Annotated in this window: 19 protein-coding genes and 1 tRNA gene; 7 read left to right on the forward strand and 13 right to left on the reverse strand. The window is 69.9% G+C overall.

The window, feature by feature from the left end; genetic code table 11:
* Positions 1 to 109: 109 nt before the first annotated feature.
* The 3 genes from AB0M87_RS30640 to AB0M87_RS30650 form a co-directional block, all read right to left on the reverse strand.
* The gene (locus tag AB0M87_RS30640; RefSeq protein WP_365858746.1) at positions 110 to 760 is read right to left on the reverse strand and encodes a hemerythrin domain-containing protein; all 651 of its coding nucleotides are present in this window, start codon (positions 758 to 760) and stop codon (positions 110 to 112) included.
* A complete protein-coding gene (locus tag AB0M87_RS30645; protein WP_365858747.1) occupies positions 757 to 1,626 on the reverse strand; it encodes an NAD(P)H-binding protein in 870 nt (289 codons plus the stop codon). The genes AB0M87_RS30640 and AB0M87_RS30645 overlap by 4 nt, the downstream gene beginning before the upstream one ends.
* An 89-nt stretch (positions 1,627 to 1,715) precedes the next feature.
* The gene (locus tag AB0M87_RS30650) at positions 1,716 to 2,489 is read right to left on the reverse strand and encodes an SDR family oxidoreductase (protein WP_365858749.1); all 774 of its coding nucleotides are present in this window, start codon (positions 2,487 to 2,489) and stop codon (positions 1,716 to 1,718) included.
* A gap of 323 nt (positions 2,490 to 2,812) precedes the next feature.
* On the opposite strand from AB0M87_RS30650, the gene AB0M87_RS30655 reads away from it, so the two are divergent.
* Positions 2,813 to 3,256 (forward strand): MarR family transcriptional regulator, encoded by a 444-nt coding sequence (locus tag AB0M87_RS30655; RefSeq protein WP_365858750.1) that lies wholly within the window; start codon positions 2,813 to 2,815, stop codon positions 3,254 to 3,256.
* 452 nt (positions 3,257 to 3,708) lie between these two features.
* Here AB0M87_RS30655 and AB0M87_RS30660 read toward each other — a convergent pair whose 3' ends face one another.
* The 3 genes from AB0M87_RS30660 to AB0M87_RS30670 form a co-directional block, all read right to left on the reverse strand.
* Complete coding sequence (locus tag AB0M87_RS30660; protein WP_365858751.1) at positions 3,709 to 3,858, reverse strand: hypothetical protein; 150 nt, start codon at positions 3,856 to 3,858, stop codon at positions 3,709 to 3,711.
* Positions 3,859 to 3,897: 39 nt separating this feature from the next.
* Complete coding sequence (locus tag AB0M87_RS30665; RefSeq protein ID WP_365858752.1) at positions 3,898 to 4,749, reverse strand: SDR family oxidoreductase; 852 nt, start codon at positions 4,747 to 4,749, stop codon at positions 3,898 to 3,900.
* 61 nt (positions 4,750 to 4,810) lie between these two features.
* A complete protein-coding gene (locus AB0M87_RS30670) occupies positions 4,811 to 5,527 on the reverse strand; it encodes an SDR family oxidoreductase (protein WP_365858754.1) in 717 nt (238 codons plus the stop codon).
* Between the two features lie 83 nt (positions 5,528 to 5,610).
* Between AB0M87_RS30670 and AB0M87_RS30675 the strand changes: the two genes are divergently transcribed.
* Entirely contained in the window at positions 5,611 to 6,243 is a 633-nt protein-coding gene (locus tag AB0M87_RS30675; RefSeq protein ID WP_365858756.1) for a TetR/AcrR family transcriptional regulator, read from the forward strand.
* 15 nt (positions 6,244 to 6,258) lie between these two features.
* Here AB0M87_RS30675 and AB0M87_RS30680 read toward each other — a convergent pair whose 3' ends face one another.
* Both AB0M87_RS30680 and AB0M87_RS30685 read right to left on the reverse strand, forming a co-directional pair.
* Complete coding sequence (locus AB0M87_RS30680; protein ID WP_365858758.1) at positions 6,259 to 6,555, reverse strand: hypothetical protein; 297 nt, start codon at positions 6,553 to 6,555, stop codon at positions 6,259 to 6,261.
* Positions 6,556 to 6,931: 376 nt separating this feature from the next.
* Positions 6,932 to 7,005, reverse strand: a tRNA-Pro gene (locus AB0M87_RS30685).
* Between the two features lie 113 nt (positions 7,006 to 7,118).
* On the opposite strand from AB0M87_RS30685, the gene AB0M87_RS30690 reads away from it, so the two are divergent.
* Positions 7,119 to 7,592 (forward strand): DUF309 domain-containing protein, encoded by a 474-nt coding sequence (locus AB0M87_RS30690; protein ID WP_365858760.1) that lies wholly within the window; start codon positions 7,119 to 7,121, stop codon positions 7,590 to 7,592.
* A gap of 49 nt (positions 7,593 to 7,641) precedes the next feature.
* Here the strand turns inward: AB0M87_RS30690 and AB0M87_RS30695 are convergent, their stop codons facing one another.
* The 3 genes from AB0M87_RS30695 to AB0M87_RS30705 are packed head-to-tail and all read right to left on the reverse strand — an operon-like array spanning position 7,642 to position 10,426.
* Positions 7,642 to 8,271: a lactate utilization protein C gene (locus tag AB0M87_RS30695; protein ID WP_365858762.1), complete on the reverse strand. Its 630-nt coding sequence runs from the start codon at positions 8,269 to 8,271 to the stop codon at positions 7,642 to 7,644.
* The gene (locus AB0M87_RS30700; RefSeq protein WP_365858764.1) at positions 8,268 to 9,686 is read right to left on the reverse strand and encodes a LutB/LldF family L-lactate oxidation iron-sulfur protein; all 1,419 of its coding nucleotides are present in this window, start codon (positions 9,684 to 9,686) and stop codon (positions 8,268 to 8,270) included. Before AB0M87_RS30700 ends, AB0M87_RS30695 begins: the two co-directional genes overlap by 4 nt.
* Positions 9,683 to 10,426 carry a (Fe-S)-binding protein gene (locus AB0M87_RS30705; RefSeq protein WP_365858766.1) on the reverse strand — a complete coding sequence of 248 codons (744 nt, stop codon included), beginning with the start codon at positions 10,424 to 10,426 and terminating at the stop codon, positions 9,683 to 9,685. Before AB0M87_RS30705 ends, AB0M87_RS30700 begins: the two co-directional genes overlap by 4 nt.
* A 167-nt stretch (positions 10,427 to 10,593) precedes the next feature.
* On the opposite strand from AB0M87_RS30705, the gene AB0M87_RS30710 reads away from it, so the two are divergent.
* The 3 genes from AB0M87_RS30710 (at position 10,594) to AB0M87_RS30720 (ending at position 14,190) form a co-directional block, all read left to right on the forward strand.
* A complete protein-coding gene (locus AB0M87_RS30710; RefSeq protein ID WP_365858768.1) occupies positions 10,594 to 12,615 on the forward strand; it encodes an NADPH-dependent 2,4-dienoyl-CoA reductase in 2,022 nt (673 codons plus the stop codon).
* A gap of 60 nt (positions 12,616 to 12,675) precedes the next feature.
* Entirely contained in the window at positions 12,676 to 13,206 is a 531-nt protein-coding gene (locus AB0M87_RS30715; protein WP_365858770.1) for a helix-turn-helix transcriptional regulator, read from the forward strand.
* 69 nt (positions 13,207 to 13,275) lie between these two features.
* On the forward strand, positions 13,276 to 14,190 hold the full coding sequence (locus AB0M87_RS30720) for a DUF2510 domain-containing protein (RefSeq protein WP_365858772.1): 915 nt from the start codon (positions 13,276 to 13,278) through the stop codon (positions 14,188 to 14,190).
* 31 nt (positions 14,191 to 14,221) lie between these two features.
* On the opposite strand, the gene AB0M87_RS30725 is transcribed toward AB0M87_RS30720, so the two are convergent.
* Positions 14,222 to 14,545, reverse strand: a complete 324-nt coding sequence (locus tag AB0M87_RS30725) for a hypothetical protein (RefSeq protein ID WP_365858774.1) — start codon at positions 14,543 to 14,545, stop codon at positions 14,222 to 14,224.
* 129 nt (positions 14,546 to 14,674) lie between these two features.
* On the opposite strand from AB0M87_RS30725, the gene AB0M87_RS30730 reads away from it, so the two are divergent.
* Positions 14,675 to 15,208, forward strand: coding sequence for a GNAT family N-acetyltransferase (locus AB0M87_RS30730; RefSeq protein ID WP_365858776.1), 534 nt, complete (start codon positions 14,675 to 14,677; stop codon positions 15,206 to 15,208).
* A 48-nt stretch (positions 15,209 to 15,256) separates the two neighbouring features.
* Here AB0M87_RS30730 and AB0M87_RS30735 read toward each other — a convergent pair whose 3' ends face one another.
* Entirely contained in the window at positions 15,257 to 16,015 is a 759-nt protein-coding gene (locus AB0M87_RS30735; protein ID WP_365858779.1) for a sulfite exporter TauE/SafE family protein, read from the reverse strand.
* Positions 16,016 to 16,124 lie beyond the last annotated feature (109 nt).

A 16,124-nucleotide genomic window follows, 5' to 3' on the forward strand; every position in this document is an offset into this window, starting at 1 on the left:
TGGTTCGCTGGTCCGCTGGTGGTGTCGCGGCGATCGGCACCACGGACAGTTCGGGGGCTCGGTGGTGCGGTGTGGTGTCGGTGTGGTGTGGTGTCGGGTAGCGGGGCGGTCAGCCGCGGATCTCGCTGGTTTCGCGGGTGAACTGGCGGTGGCCGAGCAGCTTGTAGGCGACACGAGCCGGGGCCGGCAGGACCTTCATGAACCTGCGCAGTTCCGCGTCATCGGTTTCCTCGGTGATGTGGCCGAGGATGACCAGCCGCCGCGTGAAAGGGATCGCGCTCATGCCGTGCTTGCCGAGTGCGTCCCATTCACTCTGTGTCAGTGTGACGGCGACGATCGGCAGGATTTCCTGCTCCTCCTCGGCCAGGTGCTCGATCAGTGTCGGCATCATGGCGTCGATGCGAGCGGCCATCCTCTCGCCCGCGGCAGCGTCCGCGCTCGCCGTCCATGCCGGCAACTCCGCGTCGACGGCCGTGACGGCGTCGTCGACCTGCGCGTGCTGCGCATCCATCCGGTCCATGAGTTCCGGATCGAGGGCTGCGCGCTCGCGCAGCAGCGGAAAGAGCAGTTCGTCCTCGCCGCTGTGGTGCGTGTGGAGAAAAGTCAGCATCTCCCGGGCGTGCACACCGATCACCTTGGATCGCGCACGGTCGCCGACCGCGGCGCGAAACAACCGCGGAAGCTGACCGAACTCGCGCCGAAGGACGCGGTGGATCAGCACCATCTCATGGGTGTCGACGCCGGACCCGGAAGCACTCATCGTGTCTCCTCGGCGGCCGCGGCGTTCCGGACGGCTTCGTACGCCGTGATCGCCGGCCGGCCGATGAGCTTGACCAGGTCGTCACGGTCGGTGAACAGCTCTCCGCGGGCCAGCCCGGCATCGGCATCAGCCACAGCGGCGGCCATCTCAGGAGGCAGCCCGGCACCCGTCAGAGTCGCGGTGTAGTCGGCGACCGGCATGTCCCTGTAGGAGATGTGGGTGCCCAGGACATCGCTGAACGTGGCGGCCAGTTCGGTCAGTGTGAACGGCGTTCCGCCGAGTTCGTAGGTCGCTCCGAGGTGTTCGTCCTGCGTCAGCACCGCGGCCGCGGCCGCGGCCAGGTCACCTCGGCCGGCCGCGCTGACGCGCCCGTCGTGCGCACTGCCCAGCAGTGCGTGGTACTGGGTGATCACCTGGAGCTGGTCGGTGTAGTTCTCCAGGTACCAGCCGTTGCGCAGTATGACGAACGGCGACCCGCTGTCACGCAAGTACTCCTCGGTGCGGTGATGCGCGTCAGCGAGCATCATCCGCGCGGTCGAGGCGTTGAGGATGCTGGTGTAAACGATGCGGGAGACACCCGCCCGGCGCGCCGCGTCGATGGCGTTGCGGGCGTTGTCGAACCGCTCACCCACCGTCGTCGTGGAGACCAGTACCATCGCGTCGGCACCCGCGAAAGCGTCGTCGAGGTTGCCCGGGTCGGCGAAGTCCGCGCGCCGCACTATGACCCCGTTCCGTGCGAGGTCGGCGAGCTTACCGGTGTCCCGGCCGGTGGCCACGATCTGTTCCGGCGGCGTTCCGGCGGCGAGGAGTTGATCGACGATGAGCCGGCCGAGGTGACCCGAGGCTCCGGTGATGACGGTGGACATGGTATTTCCCTTCGACAAGTGTTCGGTATGAGTGCACTGCGGCGTGGGTGAATCACCCTGGCGTCACGGCCGAGTGCGATGAGCCTGTGTCAGTTCCAGCCGCCGTCGGCTTCGATGGTGATGCCGGTGATGAAGGACGCGTCCGGGGAGAGCAGAAACGCGACCACGGCGGCGATTTCGTCAGGTCGGGCCAACCGGCCGAGTGCGCTCATGGAGCGGATGAGCGCGGGAAACGGCACATCGGCGAGGGCGGGATGGACGTAGTGGGGGGCATAGTCGGCCATGCGGGTGGCGGTGGCGCCTGGGGCGATCGCGTTGATGGCGATGTTCCGCTCGGCCAGCTCGGGAGCGAGATTGCGCACCATGGCCGGAATGGCGGCCTTGCTTGCCGCGTACAAGGCGTGCTGATGGACCGCCAGGCGCGCACTGACCGAGGAGCTGAGCACGATCCGGCCGCCGTCGGTCATCGCGGCTGCCGCCGCCTGGGTGACGAACAGCTGTCCGGCCACGTTCGTCTGGAAGAGGCGGTCGAAGTCGGCCTGAGTGATGGTTTCCAGCGCTCCGAAGTGCTCGACCCCGGCATTGCTGACCAGCAGGTCCAGGCCGCCGAACTCGGACACCACCGCGCCGACGAGCTCGTGGGTCTGCGTCCTGTCACCGATATCGGCCGGGAAGGCCGACGCGACACACCCGCTGTCGCGGAGTTCGCCGACGAGCGCCTCGGCCGCCTCCTTATCGGATCGGTAGTTGACCGCGACCGTGGCTCCCTGGGCGGCGAGCCGCCGCACGATCGCGGCGCCGATTCCGCCGCTGCCTCCGGTGACCAGGACTCGCTTGCCAGCCAGGCTTGATGTCGATGTCATCGCGCTACCCGCGTTCTCTCTGTCTTGTCCGGATGTGAACCGCCCTGCGGTGGCATCGGCCATCCCTTCATCGAGCCACCCTCCGTTTTAGTCAGGAATCTTGACTACTGTACTCATACGGCGGCGCCGACGGCAACCGCAACCTGCGTGAGATGGCTGAGGGATGGGCGGCGCATGCGGAACGCGGCGAGCACGGAGCCGCGCACGCACCACCGCGGCCGGGGCCAGGGCCGCGGCCGGGGTCGGCGGCGATCCGGCCCGGCGGCGGTTGTCGTAGGGTGTGAACCTGATGGGACCAGGCGGGCGACGGAGCCGAGAGCGGTATGGACGACGAGCAGCGGGTTGATCTAGGGGTGTCGTTGTTCATCCCGTACCGGTACACCGAGGACCGGACGTTCCGGGCCCTGCAGGATGCCGGGTTCGACGACTGGACCCTCGCCCAGTGCCGGGTGTTCCAGCGCATCGCCCCGGACGGTTCGCGCCTCACGGACCTCGCTGACCAGGCACAAATGAGCAAGCAGAGCGCCGGCGTGCTGGTCGACCAGCTGGAACGCCTGGGCTACGTCCGCCGGGTCCCCGACCCCACGGACGGCCGCGCCCGGCTGATCGTGATCGAGGAACGCGGCAGGCGGGCGGTCGAGGTGGCCTCGGCGACACTCGACGAGATCCTCGCGGAGTGGAAGGCCTATCTGGGCACCCGCAACTTCGCGTTGCTGCAGCAGATCCTGGATCAACTCCGCGAGATCACCGACCCCTACGCGCGGTAGACCCGGCCCGCACCGAGCCGTCGGACCCGATTCCCGTTCGCCCCGAGCCGCCGGGGCCCTGGGCGCCGGCGCGCTTCAACGCTACCTTGATGTAGTCAGCTTAATTGACTTGTTCGTCAGTTATTCTGATGATAGGGCGCGTGGCTGCCACGCAACGCGATCTTGCGGCGCACCCGGCCCGTACCGCGGTGCTGGAGGCAGCCGGTCCCCGTCGCCGCCACCTTGCACACGCAGGTGCGGCACGACGGTGCGGGCGAGCGGAATTGCCCCGGTCAGATCGGTCGTGCTCAGTGCCGCGTCGGTGTCGGTGTCGGTGTCGGTGAACTCTTGCGCGGCCCCCACCAACCTGTACCTGGCGTTGGAGACACGGCCTCGATGCGACCCAGGTCGGTGAACGCCGCCGACACGATGTCGCGAACCTGGTCGATGTCGTTTCCCATGCCTGCCCGGACTCACACCGCGCCGCCGTCCTCGCGGTTGACGGCCGCCACGTCCGCGGGTTGGTCGGTGATGGCCGTGACGTGGTCACCGGGAGCCGGCAGTTGCCTGATCAGCTCAGGCCCGAACGCCTGCGACGGGCCGGTGAGAAGCCGGGATGTCATGTCACTCCCGGGATTCGTGGATCTCGCCGCTTTCCCGGCTCAGGCGAAGACCGCGGCGTGCTCGGTGGTGAAGGTGTGCAGACTGCGCGGGGCATTGCCGGTGAGGGTCGCCACGTCGCCGGTCAGCCAGGCCGCGTCGCCGTCGGCAATCAGTCCGAACGCCTGGGCGTTGGAGCTCGCGACGGGCTCTGGGACGCCCGCCTTGATCATCACCGCCCGGTGTTCGTCCGGACGGATCTTGCGGTACTCGATTTCGCGTCCCAGTGTCGCGGAGAGTTCTTTGGCGATGTCGGAGTAGGTGATCAGGGCAGAGCCGGTGAGCCAGTAGGTGCGGCCCGCGTGCCCGCCCGGCGCGGTGGCGATGGCCGTCGCGGCGGCGGCGACGTCCCGGGCGTCGATCATCCCGACCTGTCCGTCGCCCGCCGACATCACAAAGCCCCGCGTCTGGCGGATCACCGGGGCCAGCGCGAGCAGGTTCTGCAGGTATGCGTTCGAGCGCAGCAGCGTGTACGCCACGCCGGTGGCCGCGAGGTGCGCCTCGATCGCCGCCTGTCCACGCCGCCGGTCGACCGGGGAATCGGCTGACGCCTTGCTGGTGATCTTGACGATGTGCGATACGCCCTGCCGGACCGCGCTGTCGATGACCGCGATCTCCTGGGCCGGCACGGCCGGGCTGACCAGCACGACGGTGTCGATGCCGTGCAGGGCCGCGTCCAGCGTGTCCGGGCGGTCGAAGTCGCCGGTGACGATCTCGATCTCGTCGGCGAGGTCGGTGCGGTTCGTCATACGGTCCGGGTCGCGGACCAATGCCCGGGCGGGCTGGTGCCGTGCGGACAGCAGCCGCACGGCCTCTGACCCGACCGTGCCGGTCGCGCCGGTAACCAGAATCATGCTGTTCCCCTCAAATTTGGTCGAACGGAAGGACAGTGACGAGCGGTCAGCAGCGGACGGGTCAGAGCGTGGCGACGCGGCCCGCGTCGACGGCGAGGACAGCTCCGGTGATCGGACGGGCATCCTCGCCGGCGAGGTAGGCGATGACCCGGGCGACCTCGTCGGGTTCGTTCGCCCGGCCCAGCGGGCTGGCGGCCGCGAGGGTGTCGAGCAAGTCGCCCATGCTCTGGGTGGTCTCGGTCCTGCTGGGTCCGAGCGCGACGGCGTTGACGCGCACGCCGGCCGGGCCGAATTCGGCCGCCCACGAGCGGGTCAACGCCTCCAGGGCCGCCTTGCTCGCCCCGTAGGCGGCCATACCCGCGGCCCCCCGGGCCGCGACCATGGTGGAGACGTTCACGATCGCCCCGCGACCACGTGCGGCCATCGGCGGGGCCAGTGCCGCGGTGAGGAAGAACGGGGCCCGGACGTTCACCGCGCTCATCGCGTCGAAGGCCGCGTGAGTGGTCTCGGCGGTCGGGCCCAATTCCCAGTAGCCGGCGTTGTTGACCAGCACGTCCACCTCGCCCGCCTCGGCGGCCAGGCGCCGCACATCCTCGGGTGCGGCGAGGTCGGCGCGGATGAAGCGCCCGCCGGTCTCGGCGGCGACCTCCTTGCCCCGGTCCTCGTCGCGGCCGGTGACGATCACCGTGGCACCCCGCCGGCTGAACAGTTGTGCGGTCGCCCGGCCGATGCCCGAGGTTCCACCCGTGATCAGCACCGTTGCCAACTCAGTACTCATGCACTACCTCCTTGGATTGGATCGACCTATCCAATCTAAGGAGGGTAAGATTGGATAGTCAAGTCCAGTCTTGAGGGGGTTCAATGCCGACACGCGCAGCGCCGCAGGAGGAGCCCAGCACACGGAAGGGGCGCGCGACGCGCGAGCGGATCGTCGCGGCCGCGGCCGACCTCATGTACCGCCACGGCGTGGCGGGCACCAGCACCCCCGCGGTCCGCGATGCCGCCGGGGTCAGCTCGTCGCAGATCTATCACTACTTCGCCGACAAGGACGACCTCACCCGCGCGGTCATCGCATTCCAGTCCGACTCGATCCTGTCCCACCAGGCACCGTTGCTGGCCAGGCTCGACAGCATCGAGGCGCTGCGGTCGTGGCGCGAGGTGGTGGTCGACGCCGCCCGCCGGCAGAACGGGGCCGGGGGTTGCCCGCTGGGCAGCCTTTCCAGCGAGCTGTCCGACAACCATCCGTGGGCGCGCGACGCCCTGGCCGCCAGCTTCACCGTGTGGTCCGAGGCGATTCGCGCCGGCCTGGCCGCCATGGTCGACAACGGCTCCCTGCGGCCGGAGACCGACGCCACCACACTGTCGCTCGCCTTGCTGGCGGCAGTGCAGGGCGGGCTTGTCCTCGCGCAAGCCCAGCACACCACCGACGCCCTCGAAGCGGCCCTGGACGCCGTGCTGACCCACATCCACGACCACGCCGTACCGCCGGCCTGAACGTGCGGTTCGGCTCTACCCCGGGGTGGGCAAGTACCTGAAGCGGTGAGGACTTTCCTTCCAGCGCTCGGACACGCGGGCCGTCGAGCAGGATTCCGAAGCCGTCGCGCGCTGGCATGCCGAGATCTGGCCGGAGATCCGTGCGAGGGCGAAGGCCAGCGGCGGCGAGAATGCGACGTCCGCGACCAGTACCGAGGGCCGGACGCACTTCATGGTCTTCGCCGAGAGCTTCACCGCGAGGTGATGTGCCGCTTCCTGGACCGGCTCGCGGGCCACCTCGACCACACGGTCCACGTCGTGGTCGACGGACACTTCGCCCACTGTTCCAGGAAGGCCCCTGACGGGCCCAGCGCTCACCCCGACGACGTCGAGTCGCCCTTCCTGCCCGCCTACTCGCCTACTCGCCTCAACTGAACCCCGACGAACTCGCCACCGAGACCCACCGGTTCTTCGGTAGACGCCAGCGACAGCCGCACATCGTCCGCGGCCGCTCCGGCGGCCCACACATCCGCCACACCCTCAAGAACGCTGCGAGTTTCGCTCTATAAGGGAACGACGGTCTTCCACAGCAGGTTCACCTTGGGTGATGACCCGCGGACTGCGGTCAAGGAAGCTGGTCCCCAGAAATGACCAGGGGCTGGTTTTCGGATACCTCCGAAAACCAGCCCTGACCTGCGACTCTTTCGAGTCGGGACGACAGGATTTGAACCTGCGACCCCTTGACCCCCAGTCAAGTGCGCTACCAAGCTGCGCCACGTCCCGATGCCCGTCTGACCTGGGGTTTCCCCGGGCCTGACCTGCACGAGAACCATACCGCACTCCGGGCGCGGGCCTGACTCCGCCATTAACTGCCGCCGCAGCGCGACAATCGACGGATGGACGACAAGCGAGACCGCGACGCAGCGGGACGGGCACGCAACGCCCGGCCCAGGGACGGGTTGGGGCGGCCCCTGCCATACGGGTCGCCGGGGGTGGAGCGACAGCCCGAGGGGGTGGTGCGCACCCCGGCGGAGTCCCTGCGCGAAGCGCAGGCGCTGCTGGACGCTGGGATGCCCTTTCACGCGCACGAGGTGTTCGAGGACGCCTGGAAGGCCGGTCCGGCCGCCGAGCGAGCCCTGTGGCGCGCGATGGCTCAGCTCGCCGTGGGGCTGACGCACGCCGCCCGCGGCAACACCGCGGGCGGGGCGCGTCTGCTGCGCAGAGGGGCGGCCGGTTTCGACGGGTACAGGGAGGCCGAGCCGTACGGCATCGATATCGCCGGGTTGACTGCCTGGGCGCACCGGCTCGCCGACGGGCTCACCGGACCGATTGACGCCAGGGCGTCGGCCCCGCGGCTGACCCACGGCTGACCCACGGCTGACTCGCGGCCGGCATCGGGTGACGTGCGGCGGGCGTACATCACCCTTCGACCAGGACGACTTCCAGGGTGCGCGGTCCGTGCACGCCTTCGACCCGGTCGAGTTCGATGTCGCTGGTGGCCGAAGGCCCCGAGATCCAGGTGAGCGGACGGGCCGGGTCGAGCCGCGGCAGGGCCTGCGGTACGGACGCCACCACCTGGTCCGGGGCCCGTACGACACAGATGTGATGGTCGGGGATGAGGGTGATCCGGCGGCGGCCCTGGTCCGCGCCGCCGTCGAGGACGATGGTGCCGGTCTCGGCGATGGCCACCGCGCACCCGGTGACCACGCTGTCCACCGCGTCAAGCTCCGGTGCGGTGGATGCCTCGACGTCGTCGATCCGGGTGACGCCGGTCGCGGCCAGCCAGCTGTGCGGGATCCCGGACGGGGCCAGCACGGTCGCGGCGCCGCGCTCGGCGAGCAGTCGGGCGAGCAACTCGGGGAGCCCGTCGATGCCGGTGCGGTGAACGAGGGCCCGGTAGTCGGCGAGGTTCTCGTGCAGCAGGTCGAGTGCCGCTGCCGGGTCATCGCCGATGTGGCTGGTCAGGTAGTCGCGGGAGACCTCGCCGGCCTCCGGCGCACCGGCGACAGCGGCACGGACACGGGCGAGGATCTGATCGCGGGAGCTCATGTGCGGTTCTTCTTCCACCAGTCACGGAACGGTTCGGGCGGCAGTGGGGGCAGCTCACGGCTGTCGGTCCACGCCGCCGCGCCGGGCACCCGCTTGGGGTGCAGCTTGCGGGTCTTCGATGCCACCCGTTCGCCGGCCGCGAGCGCGGCGGGATGATTGAGCACCCAGCCGGACACCTTCATGGCGGCCTTCTCCAGGCGGTGGCCGCTGCCGCCGCGGTCGGCGACACGCTCGCGGAGGTGGACCAGGACTTCGGGGATGTCGATGGCGACCGGGCACACCTCGTAGCAGGCGCCGCACAGCGAGGAGGCATACGGCAGCGAGGCGTCGACCTCGCTTTGGACGCCCCGGAGTTGGGGACTGAGGATGGCTCCGATCGGCCCCGGGTAGACCGACCCGTAGGCATGTCCGCCGGCCCGTTCGTACACCGGGCAGACGTTGAGACAGGCCGAGCAGCGGATGCAGCGCAGTGCCTGGCGGCCGACCTCGTCGGCCAGCGTGGCGGTGCGGCCGTTGTCCAGCAGCACCAGGTGGAAGTTCTGCGGTCCGTCGGTGTCGGTCGTGCCGGTCCAGGTGCTGGTGTACGGATTCATCCGCTCCGCCGTCGACGAGCGCGGCAGGGTCTGGAGGAAGACCTCGAGGTCCTGCCAGGTCGGCACGATCTTCTCGATGCCGACCACCGAGATCAGCGTCTCGGGCAGGGTCAGACACATCCGTCCGTTGCCCTCCGACTCGACGACGACCAGGGTCCCGGTCTCGGCGACCATGAAGTTCGCCCCGGAGATCCCGACCTTGGCGCGCAGGAACTTCTCCCTGAGATGCAGCCGGGCCGCCTCGGCCAGTTCGGCGGGTGCGTCCGTCAGCCCCTCCGGAGCCGGACGCCCCCATTCGCTCATGGTCCGGGCGAAGATCTCCCGGATCTCGCCCCGGTTGCGGTGGATCGCGGGGACCAGGATGTGGCTGGGCCGGTCCTCTCCCAACTGGACGATGAGCTCGGCGAGATCCGTCTCGTAGGCGGAGATGCCCGCCGCCTCCAGGGCCTCGTTGAGGCCGATCTCCTGGGTCGCCATCGACTTGACCTTGACGACTTCGCGTTCTCCGGTCGCCCGCACAAGACCGGTGACGATCCGGTTCGCCTCTTCGGCGTCGGCCGCCCAGTGCACGGTGCCACCGGCGGCGGTGACCGACTCCTCCAACTGTACGAGGTACTCGTCCAGGTGACGCAGTGTCCGGTCCTTGATCTGTTTGCCGGCTTCCCGCAGCTGCGCCCAGTCGGCCAGCTCCGCCACCGCCTTCGCCCTCTTGTCCCGGATGGTGTGGGTGGCGTGCCGCAGATTCCCGCGCAGGGTTTCGTTGTGCACGGCTTCCCTGGCCGCCTTCGGGAAGGACGGCATGCCGAGGTAGGTACCGCTCATGCGTGGGGCTCCTCTTCGGTGCTCGCCAGAATCTCGGCCAGGTGCAGGGCCCGCAGCGGGGCGTCCTGCCGGTGCAGGATGCCGCCGATGTGCATCAGACAGGAGTTGTCGGCCCCGCAGAGCACCTCCGCGCCGGTGGCCAGGGCGTTGCGTACCTTGTCCTCGCCCATGGCGGCCGAGACGTCCGCGTTCTTCATGGCGAAGGTGCCGCCGAAGCCGCAGCACTCCTCGGCGCCGGGCAACTCCCGCAGTTCCAGGCCCTTGACCGCTTCGAGGAGCTTGCGCGGCCGCTCGCCCAGGCCGAGCATCCGCAGTCCGTGGCAGGAGGGGTGGTAGGTGACGGTGTGCGGGTAGCAGGCGCCCACGTCGGTCACTCCCAGCACGTCCACCAGGAACTCGGTGAGTTCGTACATCCGGGGCACCAGCGAGTCGGCGACCCGGGCGAGCTCCGGGTCGGCGCCCTTACGCCCGATCGTCGGATAGTTGTCGCGCACCATCGCGGCGCAGGACCCGGAGGGGGTCACCACGTAGTCGTAGCCCTCGAAGGCTCTGCCCATCCGTCGCACCAGGGGTTCGGTCTCCCGCCGGTACCCCGTGTTGAACTGCGGCTGCCCGCAGCACGTCTGCTCGGGCGGGAAGCCGACCTCCACCCCCAGACGTTCCAGGAGCCGGACGACGGCGATGCCGGTGGACGGGTAGACCGCGTCGTTGACGCAGGTGACGAAGAGTGCGGCGCGCATGATCGGGAGGATATGCGTCCTCGACGGCCTCCGGTAAGGGGCGGAGGGCCGATCGACGTGCCGGACCGGGGCCCCATGGCGTGACGGACGCCATTGTGCAACTTGTTGCAAAAACACTCCGCGGTGGTCTAGAAAGGGCGGACCACCACTGCGCACGGAGGCGCCGGATGAGCCCGTACCCCCACCTGATGAGCCCCCTCGACCTCGGCTTCACGACGCTGCCCAACCGCGTCCTGATGGGTTCGATGCACCTCGGGCTGGAGGAAGCCCCGGATGGTTTCGAGCGGCTGGCGGAGTTCTACGCGACCCGTGCCCGGGCCGGGGCCGGGCTCATCGTGACCGGTGGCATCGCCCCCAACGAGCAGGGCAGGCCGTCGGCAGGCGGCGCCAAACTGACCACCGAGGCGGAGGCCGCCGAGCACGCCACCGTGACCGCTGCGGTGCACCGGGCGGGCGGCCGGATCGCCCTGCAGATCCTGCACTTCGGCCGGTACGCCTACCACGAGGCGCTGGTGGCGCCCAGCGCGGTCCAGGCGCCCATCAGCCCGTTCGTCCCGCACGCCCTGACCGACGACGAGGTCGAGCAGACCATCGAGGACTTCGCGCGGACGGCGGAACTGGCCCGGAGCGCGGGGTACGACGGAGTCGAGATCATGGGGTCCGAGGGCTACCTGATCAATGAGTTCATCGCATCGCGGACCAACCACCGCGACGACCGCTGGGGCGGCTCGTACGAGAACCGCACCCGGTTCCCGCTGGAGATCGTCCGCCGGGTACGCGAAAGGGTCGGCCCCGACTTCATCCTGATCTACCGGCTCTCCATGCTCGACCTGGTCCCCGGCGGCTCGTCACTGGAGGAAGTGGTCTCGCTCGCCCGGCAGGTCGAGGCGGCCGGTGCGACCATCATCAACACCGGCATCGGATGGCACGAGGCCCGGATCCCGACCATCGTCACCTCCGTCCCCCGCGGCGCGTACACCTGGGCGACCAAGAAGGTCATGGGGTCGGTCACCGTCCCGGTGGTGACCAGCAATCGCATCAACACTCCGGAAGTCGCGGAGGAACTGCTGGCCGGCGGGTTCGGCGACATGGTCTCGCTGGCCCGCCCGTTCCTGGCCGACCCGGAGTTCGTGGACAAGGCGCGGCGGGGCCGCGCCGACACGATCAACACCTGCATCGGCTGTAACCAGGCCTGTCTGGACCACACCTTCAGCGGTCTGATCACCTCCTGTCTGGTCAACCCGCGCGCCTGCCGGGAGACCGAACTCGTCCTGTCCCCGACCCGGCGCCGCAAGCGGATCGGCGTGGTCGGAGCCGGACCGGCCGGTCTCGCCTTCGCCGTGTCGGCGGGCGAACGCGGCCACCAGGTCACCCTCTTCGACGCCGCCGACGAGATCGGCGGACAGCTCAACGTCGCGCGGCGCGTTCCCGGCAAGGAGGAGTTCGACGAGACGCTCCGCTACTACCGCGTCCAGCTCGAGCTGCACGGGGTGGACGTCCGCCTCAAGACCCGGGTCACCGCCGACGCGCTGACCGCCGAGGGCTTCGACGAGATCGTCCTCGCCACCGGAGTCACCCCGCGCACCCCCGAGATCCCCGGACTCGACCATCCCAGCGTCGTGGGCTATCTCGATGTACTGCGCGACGGCGCGGCGGTCGGTCGGCGGGTCGCGGTCATCGGGGCCGGCGGCATCGGCTTCGACGTCGCGCAGTACCTCACCGACAGTGGCGAATCGGCGAGCCGGGATCCGGAGGTCTTCTTCCGGCAGTGGGGCGTCGACACCGAGCACCGGACACCTGGCGGGCTGCGCGAGCCGGTCCGGGCGGCCTCACCCAGGACCGTCCATCTCCTCCAGCGAAAACCCACCAAGGTCGGCGCCGGACTCGGCAAGACCACCGGCTGGATCCACCGCACGGAACTCAAGCACCGCGGGGTCACCATGATCGCGGGAGCGACGTACGACCGGATCGACGACGAGGGCCTGCATGTGACCGTCGACGGAACGAGCGACGTGATCCCCGTCGACACGATCGTGCTGTGCACCGGCCAGGAGCCCCGGCGCGAGCTGTACGACGCGCTCTGCGCCGCCGGTCACCCGGTGCATGTCATCGGAGGCGCCGACGTGGCGTCCGAGCTGGACGCGAAGCGAGCCATCCGCCAGGGGACGGAACTGGCCGCGGCGCTCTGAGCCGTGTCCCGGCCCCCACGACCAGCGACCCTTGGCCCCGTGGGTCCCTAGGATGCCCGCATGTCCCTCCCGCACGCGATCCTCACCGCCCTGCTCGAGAAACCGTCCTCGGGACTGGAGCTGACCCGCAGATTCGACAAGTCGTTCGGTTACTTCTGGTCGGCCACGCATCAGCAGATCTATCGGGAGCTGGCGAAACTGGAGAAGTCCGGCTTCATCCGCCCGCTCCCCCAGCAGCCGTCCCGCGGTCAGAAGCGGGAGTACGAAGTGCTGCCCGCGGGCCGCGAGGAGCTGACCGGCTGGGTGGCCAGGAGTGAGGACCCGCGTGCGGTGCGCGACCCCCTGCTGCTGCGGCTGCGGGCAGCAGCGGTGGTCGGGTCGCAGGGGCTGGGAGCCGAACTGGAGCGTCATCTGGGGCTGCACCAGCGGCAACTCGCTGAGTATCTGGCGATCGAGGAGCGTGATTTCTCGCAGCCCGACCCCTCCGCGGGGACCCGTCTGCAGCACCTGGTGCTGCGCGGCGGCATCGATCTCGAAAGGTACTGGATCTCCTGGCTGACCGAGGCGCTGCCGGAATTCCGGCAGCGCTGACGCCTGCGCAGGACGGAACGGAGGTACCGGTTCATGTGATTTTCACGCAGTCCAACTACGGTGAACCCTGTGACCCAGATGAGCCCGCCCGGTTGGCATACAGACCCCGGGCATACAGGAATCGGCCCCGTCCAGGAACGCTGGTGGGACGGCTACCAGTGGACCGACCAGCTCCGTGTGCCGCCGGCCTCGCTCCGCCGCCGCCGGGTACGCATCGGCGCGGCGGTCACCGCCGCCGTGGTGGTGCTCGCGGCCGTCGGAGGCGGCGTGTATCTGCTGACGGACGGCTCAGGCAACACCGCGAAGAGCGCGGCCGTTTCGCCGTCCGGCCCGCCCTCCGGAGCGCCCTCCCGGCCGGGCTCACCCGGGGGCAGCGGTGGGGGCGGCGAGAGCCGGAACCCGGAACAGCAGGACCCGCTGACTCCGCAGACCGAGGCCGGCTATGCGACGGACGCGGCCAGCGGGATCAGCATCCCGGTCCCGAAGGGCTGGACCGGCCAGTCGGGCACCGTCGGCGCCGGAGTGACCACCGGTACGTACACCTGCCCCACCGGCACCGACGACAGCGGCAAGGCGGCCACCTGCGTACGCGGCGGGGTGTTCTCCGCCCCGGCGGCCGCGCTGAAGCTTTCCGCCACCAACGCCAGGGCCGCAGCCCAGAAGGACATCTCGGGCAACGCCCAGGAGTCGTACGGCGACACATCGGGCGGTATCACCTCGCACCAGCAGCTGAAGTCCGAGGCGGTCACCGTGGCCGGCCAGAAGGGGTATCTGGTGCGCTGGAAAGTGGTGACGAAGAAGGGCGACGACGGTTACGTCCAGTCGCTCGCTTTCCCCTCGCCGAGCGCGTCGAACCTGCTGGTGGTCGTCCGCTCGGGCTTCGACATCAACGCCAAGGCGCCGAAGCTGTCCGTGATGGACGACATCACCCAGGGCATCAAGGCCGCTTCCGGATCGGGCACCGGGTCCGGCCAGAGCACCTGAGGGCAGCGGAAAGGCGTCCGGCCGGGGTGCCTCAGGGCAGGACCAGCCAGTCGGCGGCCACCGCCGCGACCAGGCCGACTCCCAGCAGCCAGCTCGCCAGCCGGGTACGGCCGCTGCGGCTGAGTTCGATGACCAGGCCGCAGAGGATCAGCGCCATCCCGTAGTCCGCGACGACCAGGAGCGACGACCGGCTGGCGAGCCGCTCCACCAGCACCACCGCGATGGCGACCATCATCACGGACGCCACGACTATCCGTATCCGCCGGGCCTGACGGGGCGTCAGGCCCGGCCGCTCCGGGTCGGTCGGTACGGCGTCGACGGCGTCCACGGCTTCGCTCTGGTCAGGGGTGCTCATGAGCCGGAAGCGTAACGGAGGGCCGGTCCCCGCACCCGAGGCAGGTCGATATGGCACGGTGGATACTGGCACTCACCGACTACCGGAGACACCGGCCTCCGCAGTACCGACCACAAGGTGGCCCGACCCGTGACACCCCGCATATCCCGCGAGAACGGCCTGCTGGTCATCGAGGCCGGCCGGCTGACCCTGCGCGAGCAGTCGCCTGCCGCTGCCGCCGTGCTCGCCGAGGCCGGTTCAGCGGGCCTCGACTGGCTCGACGGCGGCCCCGGCAGCGGCACCCAGATCGCCGCGAAAATGGTGACGATGACGGTCGAAGCCGGTGCTTTTCTGCCGGGCTGGGGGCTGTTCGTGATGCAGCGTTCCGCGGACGACGCGGTGCTCGGCGGCATCGGTTACCACGGCCCGCCGGCCGACGGCTCCGTCGAGATCGGCTACGACCTCACGGAGTCGGCACGCGGCTCCGGCTGGGCCACCGACGCCGTGCTGGCCCTCTCGCACTGGTCGTTGAGCCTGCCCGCGGTGAACACGGTGCTGGCCACCACGGACCCCGGCAACCAGCCGTCCCAACGGGTACTCACCCGGGCGGGCTTCAGCCGGGTCGCTGACCGGGACGCACTGTGGGCGTACGAACTGACCGCAGAAGCGGCCGGGCAGCGATGAGCGTCCAGATCCGCGCCCGGCAGCCGGCCGGCCGGCCCGCGGTGGCACCTACCGCAGCAACAACTGCAGGCCGCCCAGCACGGTCGCCCCGATCACCAGCCGCTCGAAAAGCCGCTGGTTGATCCGGCTCGCGCACCTGCGGCCGATGTACGCGCCCGGCACGACGAAGCCCACCAGCGCGGCGTCGAGCAGCAGGGACTTGGCGTCGATCAGCCCGAGGCCCACGCTGAAGGGCACCTTGGCGGTGTTGACGATCAGGAAGAACCAGGCGGATGTGCCGAGGAAGCCGAGTTTCCGGAAGCCCGCCGAGATCAGGTACAGCGACATCACCGGGCCGCCGGCATTGGCGACCATGGTGGTGAAGCCGCCCAGCACTCCGTAGGACCGGGCCTTGATCCTGCCGCTGCGGGTCGGCTCCGCGGACGCTTCGTCGACGGACTCGGCGGTCCTTCTGCGCCACAGGGTGACGCCCGCCATCAGTAGCAGAATGGCACCGATCGACGTACGCACCACCGCGTCGTCGGCCCGGAAAAGGAATCCGGTGCCGATCACCACGCCCCCCGCGACGGCCGGGAACAGCCGCCACAGGGTGGGCCAGTGGGCGTGCCGCCGGTAGGTGAGGACGGCGAGCACATCGCCGGTGATCAGGATGGGCAGCAGCACCCCGGTCGATTCGCGGGCCGGCAGCACCGCCGCGAACACCGCCAGGCTGATGGTGTTGGCCCCGCTGACCGCGGTCTTGGAGAAACCGACCAGCGTGGCTGCCGCAGCGAGGGCGGCCAGCTCCCACATAGTTATCGTGTCCATGCCGGGTACAGATGCTATGTCCCCGCCTCCGGGCACGCGTCGGGGGGGGGGGGCGGGGGGGGCCCCCCCCCCCCCGCCCCCCCCCGGGGGCCCCCCCCGGGGGGGGCGC

It is taken from the genome of Streptomyces sp. NPDC051320 (assembly GCF_040682175.1).
In the GTDB taxonomy this organism is placed as follows: Bacteria; Actinomycetota; Actinomycetes; order Streptomycetales; family Streptomycetaceae; genus Streptomyces.

What these genes read in the sequence shown, in the direction of transcription:
- AB0M87_RS30640 (WP_365858746.1), bottom strand. Translation starts at nt 760, where the DNA reads ATGAGTGCTTCCGGGTCCGGCGTCGACACCCATGAGATGGTGCTGATC.
- AB0M87_RS30645 (WP_365858747.1), bottom strand. Translation starts at nt 1,626, where the DNA reads ATGTCCACCGTCATCACCGGAGCCTCGGGTCACCTCGGCCGGCTCATC.
- AB0M87_RS30650 (WP_365858749.1), bottom strand. Translation starts at nt 2,489, where the DNA reads ATGACATCGACATCAAGCCTGGCTGGCAAGCGAGTCCTGGTCACCGGA.
- AB0M87_RS30655 (WP_365858750.1), top strand. Translation starts at nt 2,813, where the DNA reads ATGGACGACGAGCAGCGGGTTGATCTAGGGGTGTCGTTGTTCATCCCG.
- AB0M87_RS30660 (WP_365858751.1), bottom strand. Translation starts at nt 3,858, where the DNA reads ATGACATCCCGGCTTCTCACCGGCCCGTCGCAGGCGTTCGGGCCTGAG.
- AB0M87_RS30665 (WP_365858752.1), bottom strand. Translation starts at nt 4,749, where the DNA reads ATGATTCTGGTTACCGGCGCGACCGGCACGGTCGGGTCAGAGGCCGTG.
- AB0M87_RS30670 (WP_365858754.1), bottom strand. Translation starts at nt 5,527, where the DNA reads ATGAGTACTGAGTTGGCAACGGTGCTGATCACGGGTGGAACCTCGGGC.
- AB0M87_RS30675 (WP_365858756.1), top strand. Translation starts at nt 5,611, where the DNA reads ATGCCGACACGCGCAGCGCCGCAGGAGGAGCCCAGCACACGGAAGGGG.
- AB0M87_RS30690 (WP_365858760.1), top strand. Translation starts at nt 7,119, where the DNA reads ATGGACGACAAGCGAGACCGCGACGCAGCGGGACGGGCACGCAACGCC.
- AB0M87_RS30695 (WP_365858762.1), bottom strand. Translation starts at nt 8,271, where the DNA reads ATGAGCTCCCGCGATCAGATCCTCGCCCGTGTCCGTGCCGCTGTCGCC.
- AB0M87_RS30700 (WP_365858764.1), bottom strand. Translation starts at nt 9,686, where the DNA reads ATGAGCGGTACCTACCTCGGCATGCCGTCCTTCCCGAAGGCGGCCAGG.
- AB0M87_RS30705 (WP_365858766.1), bottom strand. Translation starts at nt 10,426, where the DNA reads ATGCGCGCCGCACTCTTCGTCACCTGCGTCAACGACGCGGTCTACCCG.
- AB0M87_RS30710 (WP_365858768.1), top strand. Translation starts at nt 10,594, where the DNA reads ATGAGCCCGTACCCCCACCTGATGAGCCCCCTCGACCTCGGCTTCACG.
- AB0M87_RS30715 (WP_365858770.1), top strand. Translation starts at nt 12,676, where the DNA reads ATGTCCCTCCCGCACGCGATCCTCACCGCCCTGCTCGAGAAACCGTCC.
- AB0M87_RS30725 (WP_365858774.1), bottom strand. Translation starts at nt 14,545, where the DNA reads ATGAGCACCCCTGACCAGAGCGAAGCCGTGGACGCCGTCGACGCCGTA.
- AB0M87_RS30735 (WP_365858779.1), bottom strand. Translation starts at nt 16,015, where the DNA reads ATGGACACGATAACTATGTGGGAGCTGGCCGCCCTCGCTGCGGCAGCC.